Genomic DNA, 12976 nt, shown 5'->3' on the forward strand with positions numbered 1-12976 from the left:
CTATCCATAACTGGGGTATGGCATTATCACAACTTTATGTTAAATTTGGAGAGAGAATTCTCAAGGAAAAAAACAGCTTTTGAGGAGCATTAATTTAGAACCTGACACAGTTCGGGTGACACTCCCTCCCGATACGGTAAATCCAATCCCTAAAGTCATAAAAAATATCTTGAGAAATTTTTGGCAAGATTCTTTGTCGTTATAAATATTTTTTTTTCAAGATTTCAACAACATCTTTTTCGGTCAGGTTACTGTGCCTGCTAAAAATTTGGATGTCTTCTCTTTGTATTTTTTTCATGTGAGATTGCTTTAAATTTGTAGCGGGCTACTTGTTCGTTTTAATTAAGGCTTGATTATTATTCTAAGTATTGGGTTTCTTTTTAATTTCTTTTTAAAAGATATATGCTGATTACAATGTTTACGGTTGTCTCAGTACTAGTAAACATAATAAACCTAATTGCTTATTTATGATTAAAAAATAATCATAAACTACGATTTTTTTTAAAATAATTAACCAATGTCGGTACACATATTGCTACAGCCAATCAAATTAGCATTCCTAAATGATTGATCCGATCTGGAGCTTAATGTTACTAATGAATATAGGTTGGGATATTGAATTACAGTTGTTTAGCTTTATTTCGGGAACGGATTTGGAAGATAAAATAGAAAGGAGTGTATACAACAGAAGAAAAAGAAAACTTTTCATGGTGTTGCAAACAGAATAACTAGTATGATGATACCTCATTTTTTTTGTATTCAATAGAAGTTTGAATGGGTGAAGAATCTATCCTAAAAGCAAGAGTTAAAATATTGAGAGCAACAAACCAAAAAGAGCTTCTCAAAGAGAGAAGCCCTAGTAGTTTTTATTGTACTTTGGTAAACTCTGCATTTATGCTGAGTCTGACTTCATCCGACACCATTAAACCTCCAGCTTCGGTTGTTTGACTCCAATTGAGACCGAAGTCTTTTCTATTGATTTTTCCTGAAATTTCAAATCCAGCCCGTACAAAACCAAAGGGATCGTTAATAATTCCTCCAAATTCAGCATCTAAAACAATGGCTTTACTGATTCCTTTTATTTCCAAAGTCCCCGATATTTTGCCGTTCTCTAGTCCCGAATTACTTATAAATTTAATTTCGGGATAGCGGTCGGCACCGAAGAAATCATCACCTTTTAAATGAGCATCTCTATCTTTATTTTTGGTGTTAATAGAGTTAACCTCTGCAGAAAAATTAATTTTCGCTTCACTAAAATCATCTTTTTCACTTTCGATTTCAGCCTTAAAAGTTTGAAATTCGCCTGTAACCGTCGAGATGACCATATGTTTTACCTTAAAGTGTACTTCAGAATGTGAAGGGTCTAAATTCCATTTTGTTGTCATAATTTTTAAATTTTAGAAATTAATAATTGTTAGTCGCTATCCAATCTGAAAGGATAGCATACCTATTGAACCGTAGATTAATTTATCGTTAAAAAGGCGTATATCATCCCTCTCATCGCGTAAAGCATAAGCATATAAGGATGGTAAGTAATGTTCAAGAGAGGGTACCGAAAGTTGATGGTGGATACTGAGGCATTGAAAATTAAAAAGTTTTTCCCGACGATCATCGAGTAGGGCATCTTTAAAATCTTCATTAGCTTCTATAGCCCAATCGTAATCTAGATCTGGCTTTTGCCAGTCCATCATTCTAAGATTATGCACGATATTTCCACTGCCGATAATCAATACGCCTTTGTATCTTAAATACTGTAATTCTTTAGCCAGTTCATAATGTTCTTTTGGAGATTTATGAATATCGATACTTAATTCAATAATCGGCACCTCAGCGGCAGGAAAAAGAGCTTTTATAACGCTCCAAGCACCGTGATCAAGCCCCCATGTTTTGTCTAATTCTATAGTCGTTTCATTCAGGCTATCGCTCAGTTCTTTTGCAAGATCCGGAGCTCCAGGAGCGGGATATTGGACATCAAATAGAGCTGGGGGAAAACCCTTAAAATCGTGAATGGTCTTCGGATGAGATACCGAAGTGACTCGCGTTCCTCGGGTTTCCCAGTGGGCAGAAATACAAATAATAGCCTTGGGTGTAGGCAGAGATTGCCCCGTTTTTCGCCACTCTTTTACAAAATTGTTTTCTTCAATGGCATTCATGGGACTTCCATGGCCTAGGAAGAGTACCGGCATCTTGTCTGTATGTGGTAGAGTAGCGCTAAATGATTGTAAACGGTTTATTTGCATGGCGATTTTTTACAGGCCAAAAATACATCAGCTTATTCGCTACTTCATTGATGTAAGATAATTTCTATTCTAAGCTAAAGTATTTTTAGATTTTCACTCTGGTGGTAGTAGATTAATTCCCTTTTCAGAACCTATCATGCCCAATAAACATTCTTTCATCTTCTTCTAGAGGATTCGTTTTACCCCCAAATAAAGATAAGAAATAATCCTTATATGATAGTACGGAAGGTTAAACTTATTCTTTTTTCAAAGCTTTTTTTTGTGGGAGGAAGAGAGTGAAGCCAATAATCTTGAGTTTGATCTTTCATCACCAGCAGGCTGCCATGCTCTAAGCCAAGGTTTACTTTTTCCTGGGTGTGTTTATGTTTAAGCGAAAATTTTCTGTCTGCTCCTAAACTTATAACGCCTATAGCTGCATGAGCTTTTAGATCTTTTTCTGCGTCACTATGCCAGCCCATCCCTTCCTTTCCGTTGTGATAGAGATTCAGCAGACAGGAATTGTAGTTTTCCCTGGTGGTTTTTTCTATGATTTTTTTTAATATCCTAAGAGTATCCGTCCAGGGGAGTGCTTTTTTTGTCGTGTGGGAGTAGGTATATTCATAGGGGAAATCGCTATACCATGACACTTTTCGTTGTGTTAAGATCTTTTTACCAAACATTACCACCTCATCCTGGCGCCATTCAATAGTATCTAGGAGTCTTTGGAAATATAAATCTGCCGTTTCCTTAGACAATATTTTACCATAATAATTAAGGGTTCCGTCTCTTGGGAGAAGATTGAAAGAAGAACCCGAAGTGTTAATAAAGAGGGACATTATGATCTGTTTTTTGTTAATATTAGACTTGTTCCCATTCTATTCATGCTGTTTTCCGGGTTGTGCCCCATTTTAACATGAGTTTTGGCTAAGGTAGTATCTCTAGCGAGCAATTTTTTTATATGAGCTTGGCTGATGTACCGAAAAAAAATCTGCAGAACCTCCGCAACACTCTCTAAATAGGTTTTCCATTATGAAAGAGACTCAAATGCACTTCTTCGGCGATAGCCTCCAGGCAGGGCTGAGGTTTCAGACTTTGCTGAACGGACTCTATAGCCTTGGATATGTGGAAGTATTGAATATCTGATGCTGGTATCATGAGATAGTGTTTACAGCAAAATTCCGATAATTTGAATAAAAATACAACTCAAATCTTATTTAATTAATCTAGACAATAAGATAGCTGGAAAGGCATATGAATACCTTTCCAGATGCCTGTTATCGGCGGTTTTTTAAAACTTTTTCTACAGCTTCCAAGCTAATGCCCTTTGCTTTAAGTAATATCAGTAGGTGATAAAGTAAATCTGCAACCTCATTTTTAAATAATGCATCATCTTGATCTTTTGCTTCAATCACAACTTCTACGGCTTCTTCTCCTATTTTCTGAGCGATTTTGTTAATTCCTTTTTTATAGAGTTCATGGGTGTATGAATTTTCACTTTTTTGATCAATTCTATCGCCAATTGTTTGTTCAAGCTCATAGAGAAATCCTTTAACAGGTGGTTCTCCAAAGCAGGAAGTCGTTCCCTTATGGCAGGTTGGTCCATGAGGCTTTACCTTGATGAGAAGGCTATCAATATCGCAGTCAACTAAAATTTTGTGCACTTCTAGAAAATGCCCTGAGCGCTCGCCTTTTGTCCACAAACGATTTTTGGAACGGGAAAAAAAGGTCACCTGTCCTGTATTGAGTGTTTTTAGATAAGCTTCCTGATTCATATAACCTAACATGAGCACATGGTCAGTTAAATAATCCTGAATAATAGCAGGAACCAGTTGATCACTATTCTTATTAAAATTTATGTCCATCTTACCGGTATATTTTGTTGGTTAAGGAATTGTTTCAGTTTTGGAATGGGAATTTTATTAAAGTGGAAGATGCTGGCTGCTAGGGCAGCGCTAGCTTTTGTCTGTTTAAAAAGTGTGTGGAAATCTTCCATTTTTCCAGCACCCCCAGAGGCGATTAGCGGAATGTTTACAGCAGCTGATACACGCTGGGTAATTTCCAATGCAAATCCTGATTCAGTGCCATCCGCATCCATGGAGGTAAGCAGTATTTCTCCACCGCCACGTGCTTCTACCTCTTTAGCCCACTTTAAAGTTTTCCATTCAGTTTCAATCTTTCCACCCTTTATAAAGACCTTGTCAATAGCGTTTATATTTCGGGTATCTATGGCTACAACTACGCATTGGCTGCCGAATCTTGAAGCAAGCGTATCAATTAGTGTGGGATTCTTTACCGCACTGGAATTGATGGAGATCTTATCAGCACCTGCTTGTAGCAGTATAGCAGCATCTTCTGCCTCTTTTATGCCTCCTCCTACGGTAAAAGGAATATTAATTTCTTGAGCGATTCTTTTCACAAGACTCACCAAGGTTTTGCGGTTTTCTTGTGTGGCCCAAATATCTAGAAAAACCAATTCATCGGCACCTTCATCTACATATCTTTTTGCTAAAACCACAGGATCTCCGGCATCACGTAAATCTTCGAATTGAATTCCTTTTACCGTTCTTCCTTCCTTGATATCCAAACAAGGGATAATTCTTTTTTTTAACATCTTTAATAGAGAAATTAAGGTTGGTTCTTGAGGTGTAAATCCTGAACTTTTGCTCTTAATTGCTGCATGAATTCTTCACCCGGATCAAATTTTTGGGTATAATAATTTGGGTTTTTATCTTTCCATAATCTCGTGTTTCTAAATATAAAATATTCAGAATGACCTATCAGGTATTCTATGGGGTACTTTTCAGATAGATAACGAATTAAATAGGCATTGGCATTTACCTGTGCAGCGGTTAAAGGATTTTTGCTTCCGCCTATATTTTCCACACCTATTGCACAATAATTAAGACCAATAGTATGTCGCGCAAAGAAATTAGATGGCAGCAATTGGTATATGCTGCCATCTCGGTCAATAATAAATTGTGCAGAAACATTTAGATTACTTCCGTCGGTTAGATCTGGTCGAGAGCTTAGATAAGGAGCCTTAAAATACTGGATATTGCTTTCTAAGGTTCCGCCTTCTGTATAATGGAGCACAATCATCTTGGGGACTATGGTAGGTTCCTTTTGTATAATTCCATAATGCATTTTCATGTATTCCAGGCTTAAATCTATGCGTTTTTGATCAAGCTTAATAGGCCTTTGCCTAATGATAGGCGAAGACGTACTCATCTGAGCAGGTATAAAATTCGTAAAAAAAAGTAATATCAATATTAGGGATATAGATTTCATAAATTAAAATTTTGGAGTTCTTTAAATTGTATTTTGCCTTCATAAATCGCTTTTCCGATGATACTTGCTTCACAGCCTATAGCTTGAAGCGATAAGAGGTCTTGTAGGTGAGATACCCCTCCAGAAGCTATAAGTTTTATAGAAGAGCGGTTTAATATTTCGGTATATAAATCCAGGGAAGGCCCTTGTAACATACCATCTTTTGATATATCAGTGCAAATCGCGTAGGAAACGCCCTTTTTCGTGTAAGCCTCAATCAACTGTACCACATCTGTATCCGATGATTTGCTCCATCCCTGGGTTGCAATTTTCCGATTTTTGCAATCGGCGCCGAGTATAATTTTTTCAGGTCCGTATTTTTGGAGCCAATCTATAAAAATTTCAGGTTGTTGTATAGCAATACTTCCTCCTGTTATTTGGTCAGCTCCCGAGTTTAAAGCAATATCAAGATCGTTTTGAGACTGAATCCCTCCTCCGAAGTCTATGCTTAAGGAAGTATTAGAGCAAAGTTGCTCTAATATTTTATAATTGATAATGCGCTGAGCCTTAGCGCCGTCTAAATCTACCAAATGTAAGTAACGAAAGCCATAATCCTCAAATTGTTTGGCTACTTCTAAAGGATTTTCATTGTAGATTTTTTGGGTGGTGTAATCGCCTTGAGATAGTCGTACACATTTTCCGTCTATAAGATCTATGGCGGGTATGATGCGCATAATATTTATAATTTTAAAAAATTGTTTAAAATCTGTACTCCTATATCAGCTGATTTTTCAGGGTGGAATTGGGTAGCATAAAAATTGTCCCGCTGAAGTGTTGCCGAAAAGGGGAGTATATAATCGGTGATAGCAGTAGTATCATCCGAAATTTCGCAATAGTAGCTGTGGACGTAATACACGTCCACCTTATTTCTAACCTTTTTAAAAAGATCTCCTTTTAGATCGCTGATGCTATTCCACCCTACATGAGGAATAAGATCTCGAGGCGGAAATTTTTTCACCTTAACATCAAAGATCCCCAGGCAGGGGCTATTACCCTCCTCCGAGCTTTTACATAGCAATTGTTGCCCGAGGCAAATTCCCAATACGGGTTGGGTAAGGCGTTTCAGTACGGTATCTAAATTAATGCTCTGTAGATACTGCATGGTAGAGCTGGCTTCTCCCACTCCTGGGAGAATAACTTTATCCGATTTTTGTAATAGCTCGGGATCGTCCGTCATGATAGCTTGATAGCCTAGCCGGGTTACCGCGTTGTATACTGACTGCACATTTCCGGTATTATATTTAACGATTGAAATCATTTATTATTATTAAGATTAGAAAAAAATATGAATAGAAACCAAGATAAAAAATGAGCCTATAAGCTCCCTTTTGTAGAAGGCAAAAACATTTTCTCAGTATCTTGTTTTATAGCAGCTTTTATCGCTCTGGCAAATGCCTTGAAGATGGCTTCTATTTTGTGGTGCTCGTTTTCACCCTCTGCCTTGATATTGAGATTGGCTTTAGCGCTATCTGCAAAAGATTTGAAGAAATGATAAAACATTTCAGTAGGCATTTCTCCTATTTTTTCTCTTTTAAAATTGGCATCCCATACCAACCAGCTTCTTCCGCTAAAATCTATGGCAACTTGTGCAAGGCAATCATCCATAGGCAGTACAAATCCATAGCGTTCTATACCTATTTTATCATGTAAAGCTTTATAAAATGCTTCTCCTAAAGCGATAGCCGTATCTTCAACAGTATGGTGTTCATCTACGTAAAGATCTCCTTTTACTTCAATATTTAAGTTGATTTGTGCATGACGACTGATCTGATCTAACATATGGTCGAAAAAACCAAGCCCCGTTCGGATATTCGACAGACCCCTACCATCTAGATCCAGGTGTATTTTAATCTGGGTTTCTTGAGTGTTCCGTTCTATATATGCGGTGCGGGATTTTAGTTTTAGAAATTCGTAAATTTTTTTCCACGAAGTCGTTTTCAGAGCGATTGCTGAATCTAAATTTTCTCTCGGATGGATTTCTTCGGCACCCAAGCGCTCATCATTCGCAATAAAAATACCTTTGGCACCTAAATTTTTTGCTAGCTTAATGTCGGTGAGGCGGTCGCCAATCACAAATGAATTTGGCAGATCGTAGTCCGAGGACTGTATATAGTGCTTTAAAAGCCCTGTATGGGGTTTTCGGGTGGGCGCATTTTCTGATGCAAAGGTTTTATCAATCAGAATTTCAGAAAAATAAACACCTTCATTTTCAAAACTGGTGATAACAAAATTATGGACAGGCCAAAATTTATCTTCCGGATAAGCAGGGGTACCCAAACCATCCTGGTTGGTGACCATGACCAGATCATATTCTAGTTCTCGGGCGATAGCAGATAAATATCGAAATACTTCGGGATAGAATTCTAATTTTGTAAAACAGTCTACTTGATAATCTTCAGGTTCTGTAATTAAGGTTCCGTCGCGGTCTATAAAAAGTATTTTTTTCATGGTGCAATTAATTTTGTTAAGGTATTCAGGAGTTGGTCGTTTTCATATGCTTTTCCTATACTAATTCTTATGCAATTTTTAAGCTGATGATTGCGGTTACGTGTGATGATTTTATGATGTATTAAGTGTTTGTATACTTTATCAGCAGTTGTGACTTCAACCAGGATAAAATTAGCCTCTGAAGGATATATTCTTTTTACGATAGGGAGTTTTATGAGTTTATCGATTAAACGTTTTTTTTCCTCTAGAATGTTTTTTATTTCTAATTGATATTTTTCTGTTGCATCTAGAGCTGCTAAGGCCGCTTCTTGGTTAAGCTTACTAATATTGTAAGGAAGTTTTATCTTATTAAATAGTGCAATAATTTCGGCAGAACTATAAGCAATCCCAATGCGGGCAGATGCAAGGCCTCGCGCTTTACTAAAGGTCTGAGATACGATTAGTTGAGGGTATTGTGTGATTTTTTTTGCCCAACTTTCTCTGTTGCTAAAATCTATATAAGCTTCATCTACAAACACAATACCTTTGAAATTTTCTAAGATGAAATCAATGTCTTCAATGCAGTTGCCAGTTGGATTATTCGGCGAACAAATAAATACGAGTTTTAGATTTTGTTCCTTTAGTAAGGGTAACACGGTATTTTTATCAATCTGAAAATTTTGGTTAAGAGGTTGGGAGAGTAATTTTATATTTTGAATATGAGCACATACCTCGTACATTCCATAAGTGGGGGTGAAAATTAAGGCTTTATCCTTAGCTGGCGTACAGAAGAGTCTAAAGGCTAAATCAATCACTTCATCGCTTCCGTTTCCTATAAATATTTGATGAGTAGGAATATGAGTCATGCTGCTTAATTTTTCCTTTACCGCTTGCTGATAAGGATCGGGGTAGCGGTTCAGATTCCCGTAGGGATTTTCGTTGGCATCTAGGAAAATGCCGTTTTCACCTGAATACTCAGCTCTTGCCGAAGCATATGATTGCAGTTTTAAAATGTGAGACTGAACCAAGCTTTTTACATTAAAATTTTTCATTTTCTAGATCTTATTGGAAATAATAGATTTTAAACGCACGGATACGGCATTTTTGTGCGCGTAAAGTTGTTCCGCTTCTGCCATCTTTTCAATACTCGGTCCTATATTCTGTAGACCTTGAGCAGTGATTTCCTGAAAACTTATTTTTTTTATAAAGCTATCTAAAGAAACCCCGCTATAACTTTTTGAATACCCATTTGTGGGTAGGGTGTGATTGGTGCCGGAAGCATAATCTCCAGCGCTTTCACAGGAAAAATTCCCTAAAAATACAGAACCTGCTGCCGTAATTTTATCAACATAGGCATTTGCATTTTTTACCGCTAAGATCAGATGTTCGGGAGCATATAAATTGGAGAAAGCTATACAGTCTTCCAAGCATTCCAAGACGATGGCGCGGCTGTGGGCAAGTGCTTGGGAAGCGATGGCCTTACGTGATAAAAAAGAAAGCTGGTGGCTTAGCTGATTGAGAACTTGCTCCAAGAGATCACGACTGGTGGTTAAGAGAATGACTTGTGAATCGGTTCCGTGCTCTGCTTGGGACAGAAGATCAGCGGCTACAAATTCTGGATTAGAGCTTTCATCCGCAATAATCAATAATTCACTGGGACCTGCAGGCATATCTATAGCGATACCCAAACTTTGGGCAGTCTGCTTGGCAGCAGTTACGTATTGATTGCCAGGACCCAATATTTTATCTACCGCCTTAATGGTGGGGGTGCCAAAAGTAAGAGCGGCTATTGCTTGAATGCCCCCAACTTTATAAATATTTCGAATCCCTACCAATTGTGCAGCCACGAGTATAGCGGGATTTATTTTTCCGTTTATATCAGGAGGGCTACATAAGCTAATGTAAGGACATCCTGCTATCGTTGCCGGAATTCCTAACATGAGAACACTAGAGAATAGGGGGGCACTGCCTCCAGGGATGTAAATACCTACTTTTTCAATAGGGCGGCTTTCTCGCCAGCAATTCACCCCTGGCATGGTTTCGACGATTTTTTTCTGCTCCTTTTGTGATAGGTGAAATTGCTGTATGTTATCAAAAGCTAGTTTCATGGCCTGTTTAAGATCTTCGGAAACTATTTGCTGAGCGCGTTCTTTTTCTTGGTTACTGACCAAAATATTGGAAAGTTTTACCCCATCAAACTTCTCGGTATAATCAAATAGCGCCTGATCTTGAAGATTCTTTAGATCTTCAAAAATCTGCAAAACAGTATTTTGCAAATCTTCTCTTGGCTGAATGGGGCGTTGGAATAGAAGAGACCATTCTGAAATGGAGGGGTATATATAAGTTTGCATAAGTTTATTTTTAAAGAATCATTTTTTCAATTTCCAGAATCAGAATCCCTTCTGCACCTAGATTTCTCAGTTGCTCTATAATTTCCCAGAAGGTATCCTCTTGAATAACCGAGTGTACTGAAGACCAACCAGGGGTGGCTAGTGGTAATAATGTCGGAGCTCTCATACCTGGCAAAATTTTGATGATTTTGTCTAGTTTATCATTTGGGGCATTTAAGAGAATATATTTATTTTGTGCTGAATTATGTACCGCCTTTATTCTGAAAATTAACTGATCTAATATTTTTTTTTGCTTTTCAGAAAGATTCTTACGAGCTACGAGCACCGCTTCACTGGTCAGGACCGTTTCTACGGGTTTAAGCCCATTGGTAAGCAGGGTAGATCCTGTACTTACGATATCAAAAATAGCATGTGAAATACCTATGTTAGGAGCGATCTCTACACTTCCACCTATTTCTTCAATTTGAACGTTAATTTGATGCTTTTGGAAAAAATTATTTAGAATCATAGGGTATGAGGTAGCGATTTTTTTACCTTCAAAATAGGAAAGCCCTGGATAGTTTTCATCTTTTGGGATAGCCAGGCATAGTTTGCAGCTAGCAAATCCCAACCTATAGAGAATATCTATTTTTCTGTTTTTTTCCAAGACTTCATTCTCACCTAAGATACCGATGTCAGCAACTCCCTGCTCTACGTATTGAGGGATATCATCATCTCTGAGAAAGAGTATTTCAAGGGGAAAATTTTTGGCAATGGCTTTAAGTATACGATTCTCATTAGAAATATCAATGCCACATTCTGCCAACAGGTGAAGGGATTTTTCACTAAGGCGACCATTTTTCTGGATTGCAATTTTCAGTTTCATTTTTTTATTTTTAGAAGTGAACTGAGCAGCAATACAGAAATAAAAAAACCGTCATGACTGCTCAGACGGTTTTTTATTTTGAGTGTAGCTATACACACCTAATCAACTCGCCTGTTGCAAGAATGATGATGACGGTGATGTACAGCTCTGAATTTCATTTTGCTAATGTTGTCTGTTGCAAATCTAAACTTTATTTTTGAATTATAGGATATTTTATATGTTTTTTTTAAGACTTCTCCGAGGTGATCATTTCAGCACCATCACTATTTTTTAATCGAAAAAATATAAGACTGACTATTGCGGTTAATATTCCCATACTTAAAAAGGTATAGCGAAATACCAACATAGAGTCCCATTTGTTGATTTCTGCAATTTGGTGATATTTATTTAAAAGCAGCGCACTGATGGAAACGCCCATACTCATGGAGAGTTGTTGCATAATGGTAAGCAAACTATTACCCATACTCACGTTCTTATTATTTAAATCGGCTAGTGTAAGGGTATTCATAGTGGTCATTTGAAGGGAGTTAAAACCTCCATAGGCAACCAAAAGAGGAAGCAGGAAGAATAAGGGTGTATTTTGATCCGGAATAGCAAAAAGAGCAATGACAAGGGCTATAAGTAAGGTGTTGTAAATAAGGGTTTTACGATATCCTAGTCTTTTTACTAGAGGAGTAGCCCAGGCTCTGACAATAATGGATGTTAGGGCAGCAGGAATCATCATAATGCCCGATACTGTAGCGGAATACTTGAAACCTATTTGAAAGAGCAGTGGAAGTAATAGAGGCATACCTCCTATACCAATCCGAGTCAAAAGATTTCCCAAGATCCCGATACTGAGCGTTCTTATTTTTAATAAGTCGAGGTCAATAAGCGGTGTTTTAGTTCTCTTGAAATGTTTATAATATAAGATCATTAAGATCGAACCCGATAGGAATAGAAGGATAAACCATGCTCCGCCTAATATTTTGTCTGCACTGAATTCTATGGAAATAGTGATTAATAAAAGAGAGCCACTGAAGAGTAGCATGCCCATGAAATCGAATTTTTTTCTTTTCATAATGTAATTAGGCATATATTGCCTGGCAAAGAATATTCCTGCGATACCGACAGGGATATTGATTAAAAAAATCCAGTGCCAACTCGTTACATCTACGAGCCATCCTCCGAGAGTAGGACCGATAATGGGACCTACTAGACCAGGGATGGTAATAAAGTTGATGATAGCTAAGAGTTTATCTTTAGCGTAGGTATATAAAATAGCCAACCGAGATACAGGGACCATCATAGAGCCCCCTATAGCCTGTATAATTCTTGAGGAGATCAGAAATTCTAAACTGGGGGAGCAGGCACATAAGAGTGATCCGAAAGTAAAAATTCCCATAGCCCATATAAAGATTTTTTTTGAACCGAATCTATCTGAAAGCCAGCCGCTAAGAGGAATGAGCAAGGCTAAGACTAAAATATAAGAAATGATGATGGATTGCATAGATAAGGGAGAACGCTTCATATCATAGGCAATCGAGGGCAGAGCCGTATTGAGTATGGTGGCATCCAAAGATTGCATAAAAAAGGCGACAGCAGCAATCCAGGGCAGAAATTTATACTTCTCATCTAGATTTTTATTTTTTTCTGTATCCATGTTTCTTATTTTCTTTTTTCCGGTGGTTTTTCTGTTTGGTTTTAAAGGCTAAGTCTTATTGATCATATTCGTTTTAAAATAAGGTTTATTTTAATCAGATCGTTTATGGGGATTAAAGATAAATGTTATTGTTGTATTGAGAGCG

General features: G+C 37.5%; 13 protein-coding genes and 1 pseudogene. 1 reads left to right on the forward strand and 13 read right to left on the reverse strand.

Translation table 11 applies throughout. The features are described from left to right. Window positions 1–571: 571 nt before the first annotated feature. Window positions 572–725 (forward strand): annotated as a pseudogene (locus GNY06_RS05615) (IS982 family transposase); the annotation flags it as partial. A gap of 141 nt (window positions 726–866) precedes the next feature. On the opposite strand, the gene GNY06_RS05620 reads toward GNY06_RS05615, so the two are convergent. The 13 genes from GNY06_RS05620 to GNY06_RS05680 form a co-directional block, all read right to left on the reverse strand. Next, a complete protein-coding gene (locus GNY06_RS05620; RefSeq protein WP_166519159.1) occupies window positions 867–1385 on the reverse strand; it encodes a YceI family protein in 519 nt (172 codons plus the stop codon). A gap of 36 nt (window positions 1386–1421) precedes the next feature. After that, window positions 1422–2240, reverse strand: a complete 819-nt coding sequence (gene ygiD / locus GNY06_RS05625; protein WP_166519160.1) for a 4,5-DOPA-extradiol-dioxygenase — start codon at window positions 2238–2240, stop codon at window positions 1422–1424. A 209-nt stretch (window positions 2241–2449) separates the two neighbouring features. Further along, complete coding sequence (locus tag GNY06_RS05630; RefSeq protein WP_166519161.1) at window positions 2450–3055, reverse strand: alpha-ketoglutarate-dependent dioxygenase AlkB family protein; 606 nt, start codon at window positions 3053–3055, stop codon at window positions 2450–2452. Window positions 3056–3493: 438 nt separating this feature from the next. Next, a complete protein-coding gene (hisIE, locus tag GNY06_RS05635; protein ID WP_166519162.1) occupies window positions 3494–4081 on the reverse strand; it encodes a bifunctional phosphoribosyl-AMP cyclohydrolase/phosphoribosyl-ATP diphosphatase HisIE in 588 nt (195 codons plus the stop codon). Continuing rightward, window positions 4072–4830 (reverse strand): imidazole glycerol phosphate synthase subunit HisF, encoded by a 759-nt coding sequence (hisF, locus tag GNY06_RS05640; protein ID WP_166519163.1) that lies wholly within the window; start codon window positions 4828–4830, stop codon window positions 4072–4074. The genes hisIE and hisF overlap by 10 nt, the downstream gene beginning before the upstream one ends. Before the next feature lie 14 nt (window positions 4831–4844). Next, a complete protein-coding gene (locus GNY06_RS05645; RefSeq protein ID WP_244614370.1) occupies window positions 4845–5447 on the reverse strand; it encodes an N-acetylmuramoyl-L-alanine amidase in 603 nt (200 codons plus the stop codon). Between the two features lie 56 nt (window positions 5448–5503). Continuing rightward, a complete protein-coding gene (gene hisA, locus GNY06_RS05650; protein WP_166519165.1) occupies window positions 5504–6220 on the reverse strand; it encodes a 1-(5-phosphoribosyl)-5-[(5-phosphoribosylamino)methylideneamino]imidazole-4-carboxamide isomerase in 717 nt (238 codons plus the stop codon). Window positions 6221–6225: 5 nt separating this feature from the next. Beyond that, a complete protein-coding gene (gene hisH / locus GNY06_RS05655; protein WP_166519166.1) occupies window positions 6226–6804 on the reverse strand; it encodes an imidazole glycerol phosphate synthase subunit HisH in 579 nt (192 codons plus the stop codon). Window positions 6805–6860: 56 nt separating this feature from the next. Then, window positions 6861–7994: a bifunctional histidinol-phosphatase/imidazoleglycerol-phosphate dehydratase HisB gene (hisB, locus tag GNY06_RS05660; RefSeq protein WP_166519167.1), complete on the reverse strand. Its 1134-nt coding sequence runs from the start codon at window positions 7992–7994 to the stop codon at window positions 6861–6863. Then, window positions 7991–9025: a histidinol-phosphate transaminase gene (gene hisC / locus GNY06_RS05665; protein WP_166519168.1), complete on the reverse strand. Its 1035-nt coding sequence runs from the start codon at window positions 9023–9025 to the stop codon at window positions 7991–7993. Before hisC ends, hisB begins: the two co-directional genes overlap by 4 nt. A 3-nt stretch (window positions 9026–9028) precedes the next feature. After that, window positions 9029–10324 (reverse strand): histidinol dehydrogenase, encoded by a 1296-nt coding sequence (gene hisD / locus GNY06_RS05670; protein ID WP_166519169.1) that lies wholly within the window; start codon window positions 10322–10324, stop codon window positions 9029–9031. Between the two features lie 10 nt (window positions 10325–10334). Next, window positions 10335–11189 (reverse strand): ATP phosphoribosyltransferase, encoded by an 855-nt coding sequence (hisG, locus tag GNY06_RS05675; protein ID WP_166519170.1) that lies wholly within the window; start codon window positions 11187–11189, stop codon window positions 10335–10337. Between the two features lie 226 nt (window positions 11190–11415). After that, the gene (locus tag GNY06_RS05680; RefSeq protein ID WP_166519171.1) at window positions 11416–12831 is read right to left on the reverse strand and encodes a DHA2 family efflux MFS transporter permease subunit; all 1416 of its coding nucleotides are present in this window, start codon (window positions 12829–12831) and stop codon (window positions 11416–11418) included. Between the last annotated feature and the right edge of the window lie 145 nt (window positions 12832–12976).

The sequence above is a fragment of the Elizabethkingia argenteiflava genome, assembly GCF_009904105.1.
Taxonomy (GTDB): Bacteria; Bacteroidota; Bacteroidia; order Flavobacteriales; family Weeksellaceae; genus Elizabethkingia; species Elizabethkingia argenteiflava.